We start from the raw sequence: 20,010 nt of genomic DNA, 5'->3' as shown, positions 1-20,010 counted from the left end.
GGATACGCGCCTACGGCCTGGCCACCGGCGCCGGCTCGATGTGCGAAACCCTGGGCAGCACGGCCGCCGGACGGCGAGACGACCTCGGCCCCCTGGCCGCCTCCCGTAACGGCCCGAGAGCGGATAGCTGCCGGTATGCGCGCCGCGGAGCACCCCTGCGCGGTTCCGGCAACACCTGGTGCCACCCCGGCGACCGCATCCGCGTCGTCGACGTCCACACCTCGCCCCGCGGCAAGCGCGTCAGCCGAGGTCGGACAGGAGTTCGGGCAGCAGTCGTTCCTCCATGACCGCCTGACCCGACTCGCTCAGCGCGGAAGCGAGGGAGGGGTCCCAGGGGCTGGCGGCGGGTGATCCGGCCAGCTCCGTGGACTCGCCCCGTTCCAGGGCGTTGCGGTAGTCGGCCGCGGTCATCCGCCAGGGACGGGCGCCGTGCCGCTCCAGGGCGGCGGCGGTGATCCGCAGGCCGGTCCAGTCGAAGTCCGCGCGCCAGTGCAGGCGGGCGCCGACGCGGGCCGCGGCGGCGAGGAGCCTGTGGCACGCGGCCGAGGGAACGCCTTCGGTACAGACCAGAGCCGCGGCGCGGTCGGCGAGTTCGGCGGCGGCCGCGCGCAGGACGGCCGGGTTCTCACAGATGTGGATCTCGCGGGCGGCGGGCACGATGTCGGCGCTGGTCAGCTGGTGGAGGGTGAGACGGAAGGGGATACCGAAGCCGGTGGCGTCGCGCAGCCAGTCGCAGACCACGTCGTCGCCCGAGGCGCCGACGTTCAGAACGAGGACCTGGCTGGCGAGGTCGTCGGCGACGGCTCCGGCGCTCTCCCACAGGGCGCGGCGCCCAGCCCGGTCCTGGGGAACCCGCACCGACGGCCCGCCATCGACCGCGGCGCGCTGGGCGAGGGCGCGCAGCACGAGCTGTTCGAGCGGGCCGCCCGGGACCAGGGCCTTGGTGTCCCCCGTGGTCCACTCCGCGAGGACGGGCAGGGGGAGCGGGCCCCGGCCGCCGTCGCCGCGCGTCCCGGGCAGTTCCAGAGCCTCCAGAACACGGACGGCCGCCGCCAGCAGGGCGCCGTCGCCACGCCGCAGGAGGCGGGTGAGGGTGCCGTCGGCGGAGACCCTCTCCAACCAGGCCGGGTACCAGCCCCGGCCGGCCAGGGGCGAGGCGTGGGCCGCCTCGAGAGCCCGGGCGCGGGCGGCCGCCTCGTCGGCGCGCTCGGCCGGCCGGTCGCGCAGCGGGCCGTGCAGCGCGCCCAGGGTCTGGAGGAGGCCGGTGCCGTAGCGGTCGTACAGGTAGGCGTCGAGGTCGGCCAGGGGAACGGTGAGTCGTCTGACGGTCTCGGAACGGTAGCGGCCGGTGACGCCGATGACGGTACGGCGTTCGGCTTCGGTGGGGGCAGTGAGACCGATGTCGCCGTCGAGGGCTCCGCCGGTGCGCTCCAGCCGGCGCCGGGCGGCGGCGATCAGGCGACGCCAGCCCTCCCCGGTGAGTTCGGCGTACGGCGGCGAGGGCGTCGCACCGCTCGGCTCAGCCGACAAGCCTGGCCTCCCGGCGTGCGGAGCGGGTGCCCGGTGAGCCGAGTGCGGCGCTCAGGGTGCCGGTGTCGTCGGCGTGCAGGCGCTCGCCGTCCCAGAGGAGCAGCAGCGCGGAGACGGTGTGGTCCACGGCGGAGTGCGCGAGGTCGTAGTGGGCGGCGGCGCCGACCGCGGCGTGCACGGCCCACAGGTCGTATCCGGTCATGAACAGGTCGAGGTCGAACTGGGCGGCCAGCGACATCAGCTCGCCGCGCCCCGTGTCGTCGACGCCTGCGAACGCCTCGTCGAGGGCGAGCAGACGTGGGGCGTCGGGGTGGGCGGAGTTGAGCATGGCGTGGGCGGCGGCGAACAGCGGCAGGTGCAGGGAGACGGACTGCTCGCCGCCGGACAGCCGGCTGTGCCGGGCGCGGGTGAGACGCTCCTCGTCAGTGCCGGGGCGTACCAGCTGGAAGGCGAACTGCCGCCAGCGCCGGTAGTCGAGGACCTCGGCGAGCAGCTGCCGGTAGGGGGTCTCGCGCTGCCGGGCGCGAGCCGTCTTGATCTGCGCGGCGAAGTGCGTGCGCATGCGGGCGAGCTTGTCCGGGCCGAGGCGGGCGGCGTCGGCGTCAAGGAGGGCGCACACGGCGCGCTGCTCGTCGTCGAGGGTGTCGGCGAGCAGCCAGCTCACCCCGACGGTGGTACCCGAGGACATGCGGCGTTCACGCATGTCGGTGTTCATACGGCGGATGAGGTCGCGGGCGTCCACGGTGCGGTCGTGGATCTGCTGGGCGAGACGGGTGAGCAGGGCGTCCTCAAGGATCCGCTGTTCGGAGTCGGAGAGGAGTTCGGCCTGGTCCCGGCGGTGTGCGGCGATCTTCTCGGCGAACGAGGCGATCGGCAGCGGCCCCTGTTCGTCGGCGACGGACACCACGATGACACCGCTGGAGCTGTCCCAGGCGGGCTGGTAGTCCTGTCCGGCGGCGGCGAGCTGGGCATGCAGGTCCTCCAGCGCCGTGGTGAGGCGGGTGACCGACTGCTTGACGCTGGACTCGGTGGGGGTCAGGTCACGGGTGGCGGTCAGGATCGCCTCGTGGACGGCCACAGCTGCGGCAGGCAGTCCCCCGCCGGTCCAGTCGGCCTCCTGGGCGGGCCAGGCAAGACCCGGCGGGCAGCGCAGGATGTCGAGGAGTTCGCGGGCCGCGTACGGGGCGAGGCCGCGGGCGGTGTCCTGCTCCTCGGCGACGGCGACCCGCAGGGCGTCGGCGGCGGCGGTGCGCCGGGCGTCGGCGGCGGCCAGGTGCCCGATCGCCTCGTCCCTGGCCCTGCGGGCCGCCTCCGCCTCGCGCGCGGTTGCCTCCAGGCTGTTCTCGGTCTCCTCGACACGGGCCATGACCTGCCGGGCCTCGGCGCCGACGGCCTCGCGCAGGGCCTGGAGTCCGGCGTCCTCCTCGGCATGGCGGCGGCGGGCCGCCTGTTCGGCTTCGGCGGCCCTCTCCTCGTCCTCGGCGGTCGCGGTGAGTCGGCCCGCGGCCGAGGCGGCCGTCTCGTTCTGCCGGGCGTGCTCGCGCCTCCGGGTGGCCAGTTCGGCCGCCGTCTGCTCGAAGGAACGGGTCGCGGACTCGGTGCCGTCCGCACCGACGGCGGTGACTCCGTGCTCCGACTCCGCCCGGCGCAGGGCGCGTTCGGCGACCGCGCAGGCCGCCTGCGCCTCGTCGTAGACCGACTGGGCGGCGTCTTCCGCCTCGCGGGTGGCGCGCAGGGCGGCGACCGCCCGGTCCAGGGCGCGCAGGTGCGGGGTGAGGACGGCGGTACGGGGAAGGGCGGCGCGGGCGGTGTCGTACTCCTCGAGGGCCTGCGCGCAGCCGGCCTCGGCTCGCGCCGTCTCGTCGAGCTGGGCGCCGAGTTCGGCCAGGAGAGCGTCGCAGGCGGCGATGCGGGCGGCGCGGCGGCGCTCGCGGGCGGTGGCGCCGACGTACTCCGCGTGCCGTTTGGTGTGGGCGCCGACGAGGATCCCGGCAGCATAGCGGCCGTCCGGGCAGACGGCGGTGGCTGCGTGGGAATCGCCCACCGCGTCGGCGACGGCGACCGACCTGAGTACGGCGGTGATCCTCGCGGACGGAATGGCGGTACCGGTCTCGGGACGCAGCAGGTCAGCGAGGCTGGGCCCGTCGACTGGGGCGGTGGCGCGCAGGTATCCGTCGCCGGCGGTGGCGGTCACGGGCTGGTCCTCGGCGGTGACGAGCGCGTCGAGGATGCCGGACGCCTCCAGGGCCGCTTCGACGCCCGCGCGCCCCGCGTCGTCGAGGTGGTCGGCGAAGTCGACCAGGCGCCACAGGGGCACGGCCGATGTCTCCTCGGACTCCTCGCGCGGTGCGGTTCGGCCGCGGGCGGCGGGCGGGGCGTCGTCGTGTTCGGCGGCGATCCGTGTCCGCTCGGCCTCGGTCTCGGCCCGGCGGGAGAGCAGCGCGTCCCTCTCGGTGCGCAGGGCGGCCAGCCGGTCGCGCAGGTCCTGGACGGCGGGGGTGGTGGCCTCGGCGAACAGGTCGGTGAGCCCGGGGGCCGAAGCCCCGGTGCTGTCCGCCTCGGCGGCCGCGTCGAGGGCCGCGGCCAGGCGGCCGGCGGTGTCCGCGGGCAGCAGTTCGCCGTACTTGGCGGTCCACCCCTCAAGTTCCTCCCGCACACGCCGGTGCGCGGCGGTGAGAGCGGCGTGCGCCGTCCGCTCCTCGTGCTCGGCGCCGCGGACCGCTTCCCGGGCACGTTCCTGTGCGGCGCGGGCCGCCTGACGGGTCCGCTCGGCGTCCCGCAGGTGCGCCGCCGCGGCCCGTACCGCCCGTACTCCTTCGTGGCGGGCGGCGGCACGGGCCGAGGCACGTTCGTCGAGGGTCGCGGGGTCCGCGTCGGCGGCGCTCCAGTGGATGCCGGCGCGGTGGGCGTGGTCGGCGAGGGCGGCGGCCGAGGCGCTGACGGCGGTGGCGAGTTCGGCGGCGAGACCGGCGGCGTGCCCGGCCTCGGCGCGGGCCCGGCCGGTCGCGGCGGTACGGCGCCGGTGTTCGTCGCCTGCCTGCCGGGCGGCCTGCTCACAGGTGCGCACCAGGCGTTCCAGATCGGCGAGTTGCTCGACGGCCTGATAGGCGGCGGAGGAGCGCAGCTGCTCCAGGCGGGCACGCAGCGCGGCGAGCGCCGCTTCGGTCTCGTCGGCCCCTGCTCCGGCCGTCTCCCGCCGGTCGCGGGCCCGGTCGAGCTCCGCTTCCGCCGCGGCGTGGGCGCGCTCGCGCTGCTCGCTCTCCTCCCGTCGCGCGCTGAGCCTGCCGGCGGCGACGCGGGCGTTGACCCGCAGGTAGGTCGAGTAGGCGGCGAGGAAGGACCGGGTGGCCTCGTCGGCGGCGACCAGGCCCTCCAGGGTGCGCTGCACGGACTCCATGTCGTCGAAGGAGCGGGCGGCCTCACCGATCAGGTCCTCGTCCAGCGGGCGAAGGCCCTCGGTGAGGGTGTCGGAGAGTTTCGCCGGGTCGAGGTTCTTGGCCAGCTGAGGGCGGCGCAGCGTGAGGATGAGGGTGAGCAGCTGTTCGTAGCGCTCCCGGCCGAGGCCGAAGAGCCGCTGGTCGACGGCGGCCCGGTAGTCGGTGGCCGAGGCGATCGGCTCGGCTCCGAGCGGGGCGAGTTCGGCGGCCAGTTGCTTCTTCGTCAGCGGCCGGTCGTCATCGGTGAGCAGCGAGAAGTCCTCTCCCACACGGCCGTCGGCGACGAAGTGCCAGCGGGCGGGGGTGTCCCGGTGCTTCTGGGCGTGCAGGCCGATGCCACAGGTGACCGCCTGCCCGGTGGTGCGGTGGGTGAACTCGATCCATACGTAGCCGAGCGCGCCCTCCTGCCCGCGGAAGAGCAGGTTGGACTTCATGGTGCGGTCCTCGGCGGCGAACGGGTTGAGCCGCTTGGGGTCGATGCGGCCGTCCAGGACGAACGGGAACAGCACCTCCAGGGCCTTGGTCTTGCCCGAGCCGTTGGGGCCGCGCAGCACCAGCCAGCCTCCGGCGAAGGAGAACTCCTCGTCCCGGTAGTCCCACAGGTTGACGATCCCGGCGCGGGTGGGCACGAACCGGGTCTTGGGGTCGGTGGCGGTCGTGCTCACTTAGGCGGGGTCCTTCACATCGTCGGCGGTGCGCGCGCGGGGCGCGGGGAACAGGGCGTCCGAGGAAGCGGCCCCGGCTGCCCGGGCGGGCGCGTCATCCGCCTCCGGGGCGGTGGTACGTACCCGGGTACGGGTCCTGACCTCGGCCGTCACCCCGCGATAGCGGGCCAGGAGCGGCAGGGCGAGGACGCCGCCCTCCACCCGTACGACGAGCGCCATGGCGGCCAGCAGGTCCAGCGCCCGGTCTAGGAGCCGGTCGGGGTCGCCGCGCAGGTCTGCGGCGAACCCGGTCCCGTACCTCTCGGTGATCTCCCTCGTCCGGGCGCGCAGCCAGGAGGCGGTGACGAACGGGTGGCGGGCCTCCGGGGCGGAGCCGTTCTCCGCGTCCGGCCCGCGATCCGCCGCGTCTTCGTCCGGTCCGCCGTGAGCCGCCTGCACGTCCGCGTCTGTCGCGATCTCCCCGAACACACCGTGTGCCGGGAGGGCCAGGTCGATACGGCCGGCCCGGTCCGCGAGGCGTTCGGCGGCGGTCGGCGCGGGCAGCAGCTCGGGTGCGTGCCGCCCGGTGCGCGCCGCCGCTTCGCTGATCCGCGCACCGAGCAGCAGGGCGGCCTGGGCGACGGTGCCACCGCCGGGGAACCGCAGGTCGGACAGGCGCCCCGAGGTGTCCACCAGGGCGATGCCCTCCGCGCGCCGCTCGACGCTCAGACCGGTGAGGCGGGTGAGGTCCTCGGCGAGCGCGGGGGCGCGCAGCTGTCCGGTCAGCTCGGGGTCGGCGTCGGCGTAGTAGGCGACCGGGTTCTCCAGGACCAGGCGCCTGGCCCGCCGGGCGGCGGTGAGCCGCTGGGCCCGGCGCCCCTCGGACAGGCTCCGGGCGCCCGCCGAATCCAGGAGTCCGGTCACCGAGGTGACGTGCTGCAGGACGCGGGTGGGCTGATGGACGGCGGTGAGCACCTCACGGTCGACGTCGTAGAGGGCCTCGGCCCGCTCCGGATCGGAGGCCCAGGAGGCGGCCGAGCCGTCGGCCAGCCGCAGCGCACCGCGTTCGGTGAGCCAGCCGACGGCGTCGACGAAGGCGTCCCGGTCGTGCTTGCGGGCGGTGTCCAGGCCCAGCCCGTCGATGCGGGCCGCGTCGGCGGCGACGGCATCGGCGAGTTCACCGAGCGCGACCTGGGCTCCGTGCCTGCCCAGGGCGGCCAGGGTGAGGGCGAGGTAGGCGTAGCGGCGGCGGTCGAAGGGGCGGCCCGCACGGCTGAGCGCGGGCCGGGTGGCATCGAGCCGGTCCTGGGCGCGCTGGAGGCGGGCAGTGTCGGCGGTGGTGACCAGCCGGTATCCGAGTACGTCCATCAGGTCGGTACGCAGCTGCTCGGCCCAGCGCCGCACCGTCGTCAGCGCGCCGCTGTCCGGGTACACCGGCGTGATCAGCGGATGCCGCAGGACCAGCCGTACGGCCTTCTGGTAGTCGGCCAGCTCCAGGGCCGACACGTTCTCGGCCACGCGGGTGCTCATCGGGTGACCTCCAGGCGCAGCCCGTCCAGATGCAGGTCCCCGCGCACGGTCCGTACCGTGGTGAACGCCTCACCGGGCCCCGTCGGAACGAGAGCGAGACGCACGCCGTGCGCGGATCCGGAGGCGGTGGGGCCCGGCACGCCCCGGGTGACCGGCACCCGTGCGGCCAGCGCCACGTCCATCAGGGAGAGCAGGGCGCGGGTCTCGGCCTCGTCCAGGACCCTGCTGTAGGCGCCGTCGCGGGCCAGGGCGGCGGCCGCGCCCCGGCGCTCGGACTGCTCCCTGACCTGCTCGGCCCGCAGCCGGGCCCGCTCCGCGTCGTTGCGCTCGATGCGGCCCGGGCCCCTGAGGGCAGGGGTGCGGCCCGACTGCACCAGGGTCCGGGCCAGTTCCACCGGCTCGGCCTCCCACCACGAGGTACGGCCGGGAATCAGCTCGGGGTCCGGATAGGGGACGGCGATGTGCCGGGGTGCGCCGAGCCCGAACACCGCCTGGAACAAGGCATGCGCGTCGTCGTCGCTGACGCACGAGGTGAACCACTGGGCCAGGTGGCGCAGCTGGCTCTCCCGGCTGACCCCGCCGCGACGCGCTTCGGTCACCCGGCGCAGCAGCGCAAGGACGGAACGGATCGCGGTGACCGTGGCGTCCTGCAGCCGCTCGGCCTCGCTGTGCTCACGCTCCCCGAACCAGTGCACGATGCCGCCCCACCGCTGCCGCCAGTCGTCCAGACGGGCTGCCGGGGTCCGGAAGAGCCGCTCGTCGGCCTCCGCGGCGTACTCGACCATCCGGTCCACACCGCTCGCGGCGGCCTTCTCCACCGCCTCGGCGAGCAACGGGGCGTAACGCCCGAGCTCGGCGGTGAACTCCCGCATGTGCGCGAGCAGCGCGTCCTTGTGCGCGAGAAACACCTCGGGCCGGGTGTCGTTGGTGCGCGCCAGGTCGCCGAGCATCAGATAGAAGCGGGCGGCACGCTGCGCCATCTCGTTCAGCACGGAGTCCAGGCGGCCCAGCTTGCGGTAGACCTCCTCGGCGTCGCCCGCGGCGTTCGCCTCGGCCAGCGCGGTCAGGTCGGCGAGGATGTCCGGGAAGACCAGACGCGACAGCTGCGCGTCCTCCAGGGTGGCGCCGAGCACGTCCTCCACCGCCCGGTACGCGCGGTAACCGGCCTGGGTGAACTGATACACGTAGTGCCGGTTGCGGTACTCCGCCAGGTTCGCGGCCCGCGTCCCGTCGTAACTGCGGTCGAGCACACGCCACTCGGCGAGTGCGTCGAGCAGCGGCTGTACGTCGCCCACGGCCGCCGCACCGGCGTACTCCCCGGCCATCTGGCGAAGGAGCCCGGACACTTCCGACGCGTGCAGCAGCACCTGGTAGTTGGCCCGACCTCTCTCGAAGGCGCGCAGCACCCACAGGTAGTCGTGGCGTTTGTCGGCGGCGGCGAAGTGGAAGAGCCGCAGCCGGTCGTCGAGGGTGAAGGCGTCGATCCCGAAAGCTCCCTCTTCCTCGGGATCCGCGGGGACGGCGACGGCCGGCGCGGCCTGCGACCGGGCCAGGGAATGGTCACTCACGGGCGTCGGCGGCTTCCTCTTACGGCGGGAGCGGACCGGCGGGACACTGCCGGACCTGACCCCCAGTCTGCCGCCTGAACACCGTGCAGGGGAAACCCCCCTCCCGTCTCCGCCGGCGCGGGTAGACTCCGCGCCCTCGCAGCTCCCGCCTCAGCCCCGGACAGCGGCCCCGATATCCCGGGCGGCCTCCTCCGGCCCCGCTCGGGCGGCTCGGCCCTGCCGGACGCAGGCAGGCCACCGCGCAGCCCCGGGCCCCCTGGGCTGAGCGTGGAACGGGTGTGGCGACCGTCGCGCTCCCCTCGCGCTCCCCTGGACGTCCAGACACCACGAGAACTGGCCGACCATCAGCAATCCAATACAAAAGACCAGGTCAGAGGGCATCCAACCTGGTCCTGAGTGGAGCCGCCTTCGGGATTCGAACCCGAGACCCACGCATGGCGAGCCCGATAGGAATCGTGACGAGTCGTGCCCCGTGATCGCATCAGATCCAGTTTTCGCAGATCAGAACACTGATCACGGTCCCGCTGCTCGTACACCGTGTTACACCGTCCACAGGCGTCCGCGCTCCCCTTGCGCTCCCCGCCCCTTTCGGTAGGGCGATGAACCGGCCTACAAGCTCGGCGGCGACACCATGGTCGCACGGCTTGTCGAGGTCCCACTCACGAGACCGATCACCCTCACCCGTGGTCTCCCCGCCCACACGCCTCACGCAGACGAGCACAGCGGCAACAACAGCTCGACGAAAGGCACCTGCTTCCGCCTCGCGCGACAGCCGCCGTCTCGTCGACGCCAGCCGGCTCCGGTACGTCAATGTGGAGCAGCTTGAGCCGGTCAGCGGTGACAAACCGGTAGGCGTTGCCGAGACGCAGGACCGTGCACGGATACCGGCCACGCCTGGCCAGGTCGTACCCCTTGGTACGGCTGAAAGACAGTGCACGATTCGCCGTCTCCAAGTCCACGGCCGCGGGCAGCGCGAGCAGTTCCTCGCGCGTCAGCCCACGGCTCGCATCGTCGCGCTTGGTGATCACAGAAGATCTGTACCCCGCGAGTCAATCCGCCACCTGCCTCCAGCCAAGCCCCACCGTCGCAGAATCACCCCACCCAATAACAAGAATTTTGTTAATGTGGCCCCATGGTCACTACCCCCGATCCCGCTCCTGGAGAAGGGCCCGTCCGCCCGGTCTCCGTCTCCCTCCACGAAGGCACCATCGCGGCCCTCAAGGCGCGTACCGGTAAGCGGGGCATGTCCGCCTACGTCGAAGCCCTCATCCAGCGACAGCTGGAGCGCGACCGGCTGCGCGAACTCATCGAGGACGCTGAAGCCGAACATGGATCTGTCGACCAGGCTGCGGTCGAGGCCAAGCGGGCCATCCTGCGCGGTGACGCAGCCAACTCGGCGGACGCCGCGTGAGCGGCACCCTCGTCCTCGGCTGTGAGGGCCTGTCCAAACTCGTACGCCGCACACCGGAACTCACCGAATGGCTGGTCGCGGCCGAAGCCGAGGACATCCGCGTCATCACCAGCTCCGTCACCCTCGTCGAAGCCCGCGACCCCAGGACGAACCAGGCCCGCTTCGACTACGCCGTCTCGCGCGTCAACATCATCCCGCCCACCGAAGCCATCGCCCGCCACGCCAGCAAACTCCTCGCCGCAGCCGGCCTGCACGGCCACGAATACGCACTTGACGCGATCGTCGCCTCCACCGCGATGGCCTCCCCCTCCCCCGTGACCGTCCTGGCCTCGGACCCCGAGGACCTCCTGATGCTGTGCGGCCCTGGCATCCGTGTAATCAAGATCTGACACATTGCGATGCCGGGCCCAACCATGGCTTGCGACTCCCTGCTAATCGGCATAGCTCGATCCGGCCATCCGGGCGCCCCTTGTCGGTGCGCTGAACCTCGATCCACCGCGTGATGATCGGCCTGTGGTTGGAGAAATAGGAAGAGGTGCCCGCTGACCTGCGATGATGGGAGTTCCTACGCTTCCACCACGCACGATCGGCAAGGCACCTCTGACGTGAGGGTCTCCCACAGCCTGGCGACCCTGTTCGCCGTGTTCGACGACCCCAACCTGATCGCGCATGCCGGGCCCTTCCCCACGACCCGGCTGGCCGAGCGGTGCGGCCTGCCCGCCCTGGTCGCCCGGAAGGTGAAGCTCCTCGGTGCGAAGAACGGGGCTGGGACGGCAGCCGACGCGAAGGCGATGTCGATCGTGGGCGGGACGGTGGCCGGGGCGGACAGCATCGATGACCTGGACGTGCTGCGCCACGGTGGCCTGCCGCGCCTGCTCGGCGGGGCGCGTGCCCCGTCCACGCTGGGCACGTTCCTGCGCGCGTTCACCTGGGGGCACGCACGCCAACCGGAGTCCGCAGCACGGGCGTTCACGTGCAATCTCGCCGCGCACACCGGCCTGCTCCCCACCGGGACGAGGTGGTGTTCGTCGACATCGACTCCAAGGTCAAGCAGGTCTACGGCCCGGCCAATCAGGGCGCCTCCTTCGGCTACACCAAACAGCGCGGCCTGCACTTCCAGATCGTCACGGTCAAGACGGGCACCTGCGCGCCGGTGATCGTGGCCACCCGCCTGCGCAAGGGCTCGGCAGGTACAGCGCGACAGCGTCCACCTTGAACTCGGGCGAGTAGACCTTCATCACCATAAAAGATGCCTCCCACCCGGCCCCTGCCGGGGCCGGGCTCAGAGGTGTCCACCACTCGGGGACAGGTCCCGGGCAAGGTCGTCAATCGGCGCGGCATCGACCGCTCCCACATCGTCACCGCGATTGCGGAGCGTGACGGGAAGCGGGACGCGGGCTAAGGCTCCGGGGCCGCTAGCGCTAGCGGCAACCCCCGCTAACGTTAGCGGCCCCGCTAGCGCCCCAAACTCGCTCTGATCAGGCCGCTAGCGGATAGCGGCCCATCTGCGGAAACCCCTGGAACCCGCCTGGAAGGGCCCGTCATGACCCCTGTCCTGCTCGCTATCACCCTGATTCTTGGCGTAACGCTGTGTCACGTCGCCGTGTGTGCTGCTTCCCCGTTCGGCAACTGCCGCAAGTGCAACGGCTGGGGCTTCGCCATGAAGACCGACCGCAAGGGCCGCATGAAGCGCGGCAAGGACTGCCGCCGCTGCAAGGCCACCGGCAAGCGCATACGCGTCGGCCGCTGGCTCTACAACCGCTGGGCCCGCATCTACCGCGCCGGTACCCACACCCCCTGACCGGAAGGCTCCCGATGATCCTCAACATCTCCGCCGTGCTCCTGTTCGGCGCCGCGTCCGCTCTCGCCGTCAAGACCAAGTCCGCCGGAGGGGGCGCCGCCATCGTGCTGTTCCTCTTCGGGTTCTTCGCCGCCGGGACCGGCGCGTACGAGCCCATCCACAACCTCGTGCAGGCGTCCGCCGACGCCATCACCCGACTCGGCAACTGACCGGAGGCCACGACCGTGAACGAATCCACTCGCCTCCCGGCCGCGTACGACACGGCGGCCAGGGGCCTCCACCACCCCACCCCGATCACGCCCGCGCCCACGGCGCCGCTCGTGCCTGTGCGGACCGGCGAAATCCCGGCGGTGGCGAGCGTCGTCCTGCCCGATGGCCGCGTCGTCACCGGCTACGCCATCACCCCCGTGCAGCCCGAGCCGGTCACGCACAAGCCGCCCGTCTCCCGCGCGGCGGTGAACATCGCTCTCGGGGGCGTCGGGTTCGCCGCGGTGTGCGGCGGGATGTTCCTGCTGACCGCGTTCATCACCGCGCTGACCGCGCTCATCACCCAGCTCGTCATCCTCGCCGCCGTCATCTTCGGCGGCTTCATCGCCGTGCAGGTCTTCAGCGCGAGCGGCCACAAGGGCGGGACCACGGTCAACATCCGCAAGGCCGTCTTCAAGCGCAGTCACTTCCACGGCTAGCTACGCCCGAGGCGGGCGCCGTCTCACCACAAGCCTGCGCCCGCCCCGGTTCTCCAGTCCCTCCAAGAGAGCAGGAGATATCCAGCATGACCCAACGAGCGAACTTCGGCGAGGGCCGTCCGGCCCTGGCCACCCCATCGAGCGCGACGGGGGTGACGGCATGAACCGTCACCTCCTGTTCGCCGCCCTGGATGCCGCGGAACGCGGATGGGCCGTCCTCCCGCTGCGTCCCGGCGACAAGCGTCCGGCCCTGCACGGTGAGGACGTCTGCCCCGGCATTGGGGACTGCGCGGGCGGTCACCGCAAGTGGGAAGAGCGCGCCACCATCGACCCGGACCGCATCCGCCGCGCGTGGGGCGACCTGCCGTTCAACGTCGGCATCGCGACCGGCCCGTCCGGGCTGGTCGTCGTCGACCTCGACATGCCCAAGCGGAAGAGCAGTACGGACACGCCTAACGGCGTGACGACCTTCACGGCGCTCTGCGAGCGCGCCGGGCACGCCGTCCCCACCACACGCACGGTGCGGACCGCGAGCGGCGGGGTCCACCTGTACTTCACCGTCCCGCCCGGCGTCCGGCTCGGCAACACGGCCGGACGGCTCGGCAAGCGCATCGACACCCGCGCGTGGGGTGGCTACGTCGTTGCCCCCGGCAGCCTCACCCCCACGGGCGCCTACGCGGTCGTCAACGACATGCCGCCCGCGCCCCTGCCGGAGTGGGTGTACACCAGCCTGACGACCCGTCAGTCTTCGCGGGCATTAATGCCTACACCGGCGTCCGTGCGGGCGTCCAGCTATGCCGCAGCGGGCTTGAACGCGGAAACCGCGAGCGTTCGAGCGGCCCCCGAGGGCGAGCGCACCGCCACCTTGCTCCGGGCGGCGCGAGCCCTGGGGCGGTTTATCGCGTGGGGCGACCTTCCCAGGGGGCAGGTTGAGGAGGCTCTTCAGTGGGCGGGGGAGCAGGCCGGTCTGTCGCCGCGATCGTGTGAGGCGACCATTCGTAGCGGTCTGAACTGGTCGATTGCCCGCAACGGTCAGCGGAGGGCGGCATGAGTACCCGGCTCCGCCCCCAACTGAAGAGCCTTCCCGCAACTCCCACCGGCCCGCGCGCCGCTGCACAAGCCGCGCTCGCTCCGGCCGTGGGCGAGCCGAAAGGCGCCGCCCGTAAGGGCGTCCCTTCTGCTCTTCGTCCTGACCCGCGCCAGGGAGACGGCAGGAACCCGATCGCGTGGCTGTGCATCTCCGCACCGCGCGGCGCCGTCCCTACGGCCACCTCGAAGTGCCTATGCGGCAGGGACCGCAGCGCCGTTGGTCACACGAAGGTTCTCGCCCTGATCGAAGACCACACCGCCCACCGCGACGTTTGCCCGCTCCGCATCAACCAGGAAGGGAGGCAGGCGGCATGAGCGCCAACCCGCCGGCACCCGCCATGGACGGCTCCGCACTGCTCGATGAGGTGGAAGCCTTCCACCGCCGCTTCAACATCTTCCCTCTCGAAGCCGCGTACGTCGCCGTGACGCTGTGGGACGCACACGCGCACCTGCTCGACTGCTTCGACTCCACACCGCGGCTCGCGTTCCTGTCGCCGGAGCCGGGTTCGGGCAAGTCCCGCGCGCTGGAGATCGTGGAAACCCTCGTCCCGCAACCCATGGTCGCGGTCAACGCCTCCGCCTCCGCGCTCTTCCGCGCGGTCTCGGGGATGGAGGGACGGCCCACGATCCTGTTTGACGAGATCGACACCGTATTCGGGCCCAAGGCCGGAGAGAACGAACAGCTCCGTGGCTTCCTGAACGCAGGTCACCGCCGCTCCGGCGTCATGTGGCGCTGCGTGGGTGACGGCTCCAACCAGCAGGTACAGGAGTTCCCGTCGTTCTGCGGAGTCGCGGTCGCTGGACTCGGCTCGCTGCCGGACACGATCCTCACGCGCTCGGTCATCGTCCGCATGCGCCGCCGCGCGCCGAACGAGCGGGTGGAGCCGTTCCGGCAGCGCATCCACGAGAAGGCGTGGGCGCAGTCCGTGCGCCACCTGGTCGACGGGGTGTTCCCGGCACTGCCGGAGGGCATCAGCGACCGGCCCGCGGACGTGTGGGAACCGCTGCTCGCCATCGCGGACGCGGCGGGCGGCGCGTGGCCGGAGCGGGCCCGCGCCGCGTGCATCGAGCTGGTGAACGCGGCCAAGACCAGCGATAAGGGCAGCGTCGGTATCCGGCTGTTGACCGACCTGCGCGACTACGTGTTCAACGGCATCGACCGTCTGCCCACCGTCGCCATCCTCGACAGGCTGCACAGCCTCGAAGAGGCACCGTGGGCGGACATGAGCGGTAAGCCGCTCGATGCTCGCGGGCTGTCGCGGATGCTGCGGGAGTACATGACCGCGGACAACGCCCCCATCGCGGCCCGCAACATCAAGGCCGGGGGGAGCGTCATGAAGGGCTACTACGCGAGCGATCTGCACGACGCGTGGCAGCGCTACTGCCCACCCCCCGCGGAAAGTGCGCTACTTCCGCTACCTCCGCTACCGGGCAGCTCAGAGGCGGTTTCCGGGTAGCGGCAAGCCGCTCCGCATCCGCTACCGCAACGCCCCATCCGCTACCCGCCCCGCGGCCACGATCCCGGGGCCGGTAGCGGCTCCATCCGCTACCCGCACCCCTATCCGCTACCTCGATCACACCCCTGACCAGGGCGGTAGCGGAGGTAGCGGAAGTAGCGGACCTGACAGGAAGGGGGCCACCGCCCCCGGAACCCTGCCGAGGAGGCACCGCCGCATGACCACGGTTGCTGAACCTGCCGAACAGCTCCTCTACCGCCCCGAAGAGGCCGCCAAGGCTCTCAGGATCGGACGCTCGATGGTCTACGAGGAGATACGCCTCGGACGACTTCAGACCGTCCGCATCGGCCGTCGCCGACTCGTGCCGCCGGAGTACATCGCGCAGTACGTCGAACTCCTTAAGCGCGAGGCAGAGGCCACCGCCTGAACCTCCCATCAGCTCAGTTCCACAGGGCCGCGCCCGTCAGGGCGCGGCCCTGTCCCATGGAGGCACAACAGAACATGACCGAGACTCCGAAGCGCGCCCAAAGGGCTGGCCACGGTGCAGACACAATCTATTGGGACCCCGCCAAGAAGAGCTACGTGGGCGCCGTCTCGCTGGGGTACGCCCCGAACGGCAAGCGCCGTCGACCGAAGGTGTACGGCAAGACGAAGACCGAAGTACGTCAGAAAATCCGGGACTTGAAGAAGGAGGTGCAGACGGGCGTCAAGGCGCCGGCCAACTACACCGTGGCCGACGCGGTGAACGACTGGTTGGAGCGCGGGCTGAAGGGGCGCGACGAGAAGGGCACCATCGGCAAGAACCGCTCGATGGCGAGCAAGCACCTGATCCCGTTCATCGGCAAGGCCAAGCTGAAGGAACTCAGCGCGGACGACGTGGACGACTGGTTGGACGACAGGGCGGAATTCCTCGCGACTCGAAGCCTGCGTGACCTGCTCGCCATCCTGCGCCGCTCCATCGCGCACGCTCAGCGCAGGGACAAGGCTGCGCGGAACGTCGCCCTACTCGTCACCGCACCGGAAGGGCGCCCCGGCCGTCCGAGCAAGGCGCTGAACCTGGAGCAGGCGAAGGCCGTGCTCACCGCCGCGCGTCCGTCACGGCTTTATCCCTACCTCGTGCTCTCGCTCCTGAGCGGAGTCCGCACCGAAGAGGCACGACCCCTCACCTGGGATCACGTCTACCTGGAGACGACGGACGGCATACCGCCGCACGTCGCCGTCTGGCGCTCGGTGCGAAAGCACGGTGAGACGAAGACCCGGAAGAGCCGCCGGACTATCGCTCTGCCGAAGCAGGTGGTCGAAGTGCTCGAAGAGCACATGCGATGGCAGAAGCAGGAGCGAGCATCGAGGGGGATGGAGTGGAGCCCGACCGGCCGTGTCTTCACGACTCGGAGCGGCGAGCCGCTTGACGCGGCCAACGTCCGGCGCGACTTCAAGGCGATCGTGAAGAAAGCCGGTCTGAAGCCTGAGTGGACCCCGCGGGAGCTCCGGCACAGCTTCGTGTCCCTGCTCTCCGACCACGGCATCCCCTTGGAGCGGATCGCCCTCTTGGTCGGTCACAGCAGCCAGGCGACCACAGAGGCGGTCTACCGCAAGCAGCTCCGGCCCGTGATCACGCAGGGCGCCGAAGCGATGGATGACATCTTCGCCGAAGATCAGGAAGGGGAGGCCGCGGAGGACGACGAAGAGGGCGACGCGGTGGCCTGATCACATTCGTTTGGCCCCCTGTTTGGCCCCCCGGGCATGAAAGAGGGCCAATCGCGATCACGCGATTGGCCCTCTGACCTGTGTCGGGGTGGCGGGATTTGAACCCACGACCTCTTCGTCCCGAACGAAGGACATGCAGGGCCGGTGCCTGCCGATGCTGACGTTTGTGCAGGTCAGTCATTCTGGTCCCTGTCGGGGAACGCCTTGCCGGCGTGAAAACATGATCGCGGCGCCCGCTCGCCGACTCCGGTTGCTCGTTGGGACACCAAGCCCGTAGGTCAGTCTGGTGCAGGGGCCGCTGCGGGGCCTTGCCTTGTTGCCGTAGAGCACGCCGGTCAGATTTCGTCTTCCCCGTGGCCCCTTGGGGCGGGCGCCGCCTTGGACAGACGGCACGAACGGAACGAGGGGGAAGGGGCACGCGCCCGTGGCGGAGACGGATGCCGAGGAGAGCGAGCAGGGACCGGAGCTGGTGGAGCGGGTCGCGGCGATCGATATCGCCAAGGCGTCCGGGATGGTGTGCACCCGGGTGCCGCACGAGGACAAGCCCGGCCGGAGAGTACAGCGTGTGTGGCACGTGGCCGCGACCAGCGGCGCCATCCTGGATCTCGCGGACCACCTGATATGCCAGGGCGTCACCCGGGTGGTCATGGAAGCGACCTCGACGTACTGGAAGCCGTTCGTGCGCCACGAGGCGCTTGGAGTCGAGCGGGGGTGAAAGGACCCCGCCGCTGGTCAGTCGCAGTTGGCCGGTGAAGCTGGGAGGCAGTCCGAGCCGGGGAACGCCGGGGAGGGCGGGAGCAGCCTCCGACAACGTACGGGACGGGTCGGCACTGTCAGACGGCCCGGGTCCGGCAAGCAGTGATGAGAAGGTGTACGTGAGGAACCGCTGTCTGACGCTCCGTAAGTCCAGTGCCGGCTCAAATCTGATGGATACGGGCCGGTGTGCAGCGCGTGGCTGTCCTGCCTCGGCGGGGCGGTCTACTCCGAAGCCGGTTGTATCGGTCCGGTGGGGAGGCCACGGTGAATGCCTGCGGCGTAGGCGTGGCGATGCTGTCGGGGTAAAGGCGGGCACCTCCCTCATCGATCGATTCCTGGTGAACGTGGGAACCATCCGCGGTCGCCCTCCCACCGGGTATCCAGCCCGGTGGTGGGCCTGAGTTCCGCAGTTCGTAGGCACATACGGGTCTGTCGATCAGTGTCTGCGCAGGTCACGGTGTTTCGGTGCATGCGCGTCGCGTGAATCGCGTGGGCACACGCCTAGTCCATGAGGTATTGATCTTCTTGCTGTGATCGTTGATGCTGTGGGCATGTACTTGCGGACCACCCAGCGGAAGAACAAGAACGGCACGACGGTTCGCTATGTTCAGCTCGCGCACAACCGGCGGGTGGGCGGCACTACGCAGGCCGAGGTGGTGCACAATTTCGGCCGCGAGGACCAGCTCGACACCGACGGCCTGCGCCGTCTGGTCGCCTCGATCAACCGCTACCTGGGCGAGGACGGCGCTGACGCGGCCGCTCCGGCGGCCGGCGGCGGCCTGCAGGTGACCGGCTCGCGCCCGCTCGGGGCGGTCTGGCTTCTGCAGGGCCTGTGGCGGCAGTTGGAGATCGACGCCGCCCTGAAGAAGATCCTCGGCGCGCGCCGGTTCCGCACCGACGTCGAGCGCGTGCTGTTCGCACTGGCCGCCAACCGTGCCATCGCCCCGGCCTCCAAGCTGTCGGCGGCCGAGTGGGCCGGCCGCGACGCGGTGATACCCGGCCTGGAGGCCATGGACGAGAACCAGGCATACCGGGCCATGGACCTGCTGGTGGAGGCCGACGCCCAGGCTGAAGTGCAGGAAGCGGTGTTCTTCGCGGTCGCCAACCTCCTCAACCTCGAAGTCGACCTGCTGTTCTTCGACACCACCAATACCTACTTCGAACGCGACGAACCCGACGAGGGCGAGACCCCGTTCCGCGCCTACGGCAAGAGCAAGGACCACCGCGACGACCTGCCGCAGATCACCATCGGACTGGCTGTCACCAAAGAGGGCGTCCCGGTCCGGTGTTGGTGCTGGCCCGGCGGCACCAGCGACCAGGCGATCCTGCCGCAGGTCAAGGACGACATGCGCGACTGGAAGCTGGGCCGCGTGATCACCGTGGTCGACCGCGGCTTCTCCTCCGCGGACAATCTCGCCTACCTCACCCGCGCCGGCGGCCACTACATCGCCGGGATGCGCATGCGTGACGGAGGCGACCTGGCCGAGGCCGCGCTCGCCCGGCAGGGCCGCTACCAGAGCGTCCGCGACAACCTGCGCGTCAAGGAAGTCAAGCTCGACCAGGCCCCGGGCCGGCGCTTCGTCATCTGCCACAACCCTGCCCAGGAGGAACGCGACCGTCGCCATCGCGAGGAGGCCATCAAGCGGATCGAGGCCGAACTGGAGCGGATCCGGTCCCAGCGTGAACGTGACGCCAAGCGCGCGACCACAGCCAAGGCGCGGGAGCGGGCGGAGGCCGCCCACGTGCGCGCCGAGTGCGCGCTGATCGAACACCCCACCCTGAAGCGGTGGTTGAGAACGTCGAAGAACGGACGGCTGGCCATCGACCGCGCCAAGGTCAAGGCCGAGGAGCGTCTCGACGGCAAGTACCTGCTGACCAGCTCCGATCCGCACCTGAGTGCCGAGGAGATCGCGGTCGGCTACAAGGCTCTCCTGGAAGCCGAGCGCGGATTTCGTGATCTGAAAACGGTGCTGGAACTACGACCGGTCTTTCACCGTCTCGAACACCGCATCCGCGCCCACGTGCTGCTGTGCTGGCTCGCACTGCTGCTGATCCGCGTCGCCGAACGCCGCACCGGACAGACCTGGAACCGGATCAGCACCGAACTCGGCCGCGTGCACGAGGTCACCCTCACCGGCGACGCCGGACAGATCACCCAGACCACCCCGCTCACCAGCCAGCAGGCCGCCCTCTACCGCGCCTGCGGCATCAAACCGCCGCCACGGATCACCGCCGCAGACCCGGCCTGACCAGCCACAACGTGCCCACGTGGGCACACGCCCGCACGGGCGCCATCCCGACGTTTCCGCAGCTCAATCCCTGTTTTCGACTCATCCGCATGCCTACCAACTGCGGAACTCAGGGTGGGCAGGTCCGTTGCCGACTGTCGGCCGT

The 20,010-nt window shown here is 71.3% G+C and carries 16 protein-coding genes and 1 pseudogene; 12 read left to right on the top strand and 5 right to left on the bottom strand.

What is annotated here, in order from left to right:
• Positions 1-240: 240 nt before the first annotated feature.
• From DDQ41_RS17755 to DDQ41_RS32540, 5 genes and pseudogenes are all read right to left on the bottom strand, one after another.
• On the bottom strand, positions 241-1,530 hold the full coding sequence (locus DDQ41_RS17755; protein ID WP_109295367.1) for a TIGR02679 family protein: 1,290 nt from the start codon (positions 1,528-1,530) through the stop codon (positions 241-243).
• Positions 1,520-5,632, bottom strand: a complete 4,113-nt coding sequence (locus DDQ41_RS17750; protein WP_109295366.1) for a TIGR02680 family protein — start codon at positions 5,630-5,632, stop codon at positions 1,520-1,522. The genes DDQ41_RS17755 and DDQ41_RS17750 overlap by 11 nt, the downstream gene beginning before the upstream one ends.
• Positions 5,633-7,141 (bottom strand): TIGR02678 family protein, encoded by a 1,509-nt coding sequence (locus DDQ41_RS17745; protein ID WP_109295365.1) that lies wholly within the window; start codon positions 7,139-7,141, stop codon positions 5,633-5,635.
• A complete protein-coding gene (locus DDQ41_RS17740; protein WP_262508490.1) occupies positions 7,138-8,709 on the bottom strand; it encodes a TIGR02677 family protein in 1,572 nt (523 codons plus the stop codon). The genes DDQ41_RS17745 and DDQ41_RS17740 overlap by 4 nt, the downstream gene beginning before the upstream one ends.
• Positions 8,710-9,524: 815 nt before the next feature.
• Positions 9,525-9,737: pseudogene (locus DDQ41_RS32540) on the bottom strand (hypothetical protein); the annotation flags it as partial.
• A gap of 104 nt (positions 9,738-9,841) precedes the next feature.
• Between DDQ41_RS32540 and DDQ41_RS17730 the strand changes: the two are divergent.
• From DDQ41_RS17730 to DDQ41_RS17665, 12 genes are all read left to right on the top strand, one after another.
• A complete protein-coding gene (locus tag DDQ41_RS17730) occupies positions 9,842-10,120 on the top strand; it encodes a hypothetical protein (RefSeq protein ID WP_109295364.1) in 279 nt (92 codons plus the stop codon).
• Positions 10,117-10,509: a type II toxin-antitoxin system VapC family toxin gene (locus DDQ41_RS17725; RefSeq protein WP_109295363.1), complete on the top strand. Its 393-nt coding sequence runs from the start codon at positions 10,117-10,119 to the stop codon at positions 10,507-10,509. Before DDQ41_RS17730 ends, DDQ41_RS17725 begins: the two co-directional genes overlap by 4 nt.
• Positions 10,510-11,141: 632 nt before the next feature.
• Entirely contained in the window at positions 11,142-11,336 is a 195-nt protein-coding gene (locus tag DDQ41_RS17715) for a hypothetical protein (protein ID WP_109295361.1), read from the top strand.
• Positions 11,337-11,663: 327 nt separating this feature from the next.
• Complete coding sequence (locus tag DDQ41_RS17710) at positions 11,664-11,921, top strand: hypothetical protein (RefSeq protein WP_109295360.1); 258 nt, start codon at positions 11,664-11,666, stop codon at positions 11,919-11,921.
• A 14-nt stretch (positions 11,922-11,935) separates the two neighbouring features.
• Entirely contained in the window at positions 11,936-12,130 is a 195-nt protein-coding gene (locus tag DDQ41_RS17705) for a hypothetical protein (RefSeq protein WP_018891930.1), read from the top strand.
• Between the two features lie 15 nt (positions 12,131-12,145).
• Positions 12,146-12,607, top strand: coding sequence for a hypothetical protein (locus tag DDQ41_RS17700; protein WP_109295359.1), 462 nt, complete (start codon positions 12,146-12,148; stop codon positions 12,605-12,607).
• A gap of 160 nt (positions 12,608-12,767) precedes the next feature.
• Complete coding sequence (locus DDQ41_RS17695; protein WP_109295358.1) at positions 12,768-13,658, top strand: bifunctional DNA primase/polymerase; 891 nt, start codon at positions 12,768-12,770, stop codon at positions 13,656-13,658.
• A 349-nt stretch (positions 13,659-14,007) separates the two neighbouring features.
• Positions 14,008-15,153: a DUF3631 domain-containing protein gene (locus DDQ41_RS17685; protein WP_109295357.1), complete on the top strand. Its 1,146-nt coding sequence runs from the start codon at positions 14,008-14,010 to the stop codon at positions 15,151-15,153.
• 217 nt (positions 15,154-15,370) lie between these two features.
• On the top strand, positions 15,371-15,580 hold the full coding sequence (locus DDQ41_RS17680; RefSeq protein WP_108906899.1) for a helix-turn-helix domain-containing protein: 210 nt from the start codon (positions 15,371-15,373) through the stop codon (positions 15,578-15,580).
• A gap of 74 nt (positions 15,581-15,654) precedes the next feature.
• Positions 15,655-16,860, top strand: a complete 1,206-nt coding sequence (locus tag DDQ41_RS17675; protein WP_109295356.1) for a site-specific integrase — start codon at positions 15,655-15,657, stop codon at positions 16,858-16,860.
• 424 nt (positions 16,861-17,284) lie between these two features.
• Positions 17,285-17,575 (top strand): hypothetical protein, encoded by a 291-nt coding sequence (locus DDQ41_RS17670; protein ID WP_109295355.1) that lies wholly within the window; start codon positions 17,285-17,287, stop codon positions 17,573-17,575.
• Between the two features lie 592 nt (positions 17,576-18,167).
• Entirely contained in the window at positions 18,168-19,865 is a 1,698-nt protein-coding gene (locus DDQ41_RS17665) for an IS1634 family transposase (protein WP_109297466.1), read from the top strand.
• The last annotated feature ends 145 nt before the right edge of the window (positions 19,866-20,010 follow it).

The organism is Streptomyces spongiicola (assembly GCF_003122365.1).
GTDB lineage: Bacteria > Actinomycetota > Actinomycetes > Streptomycetales > Streptomycetaceae > Streptomyces > Streptomyces spongiicola.
Note: the sequence above shows the minus strand (reverse complement) of the source record. Positions and strands in the feature narration are given on the sequence as shown.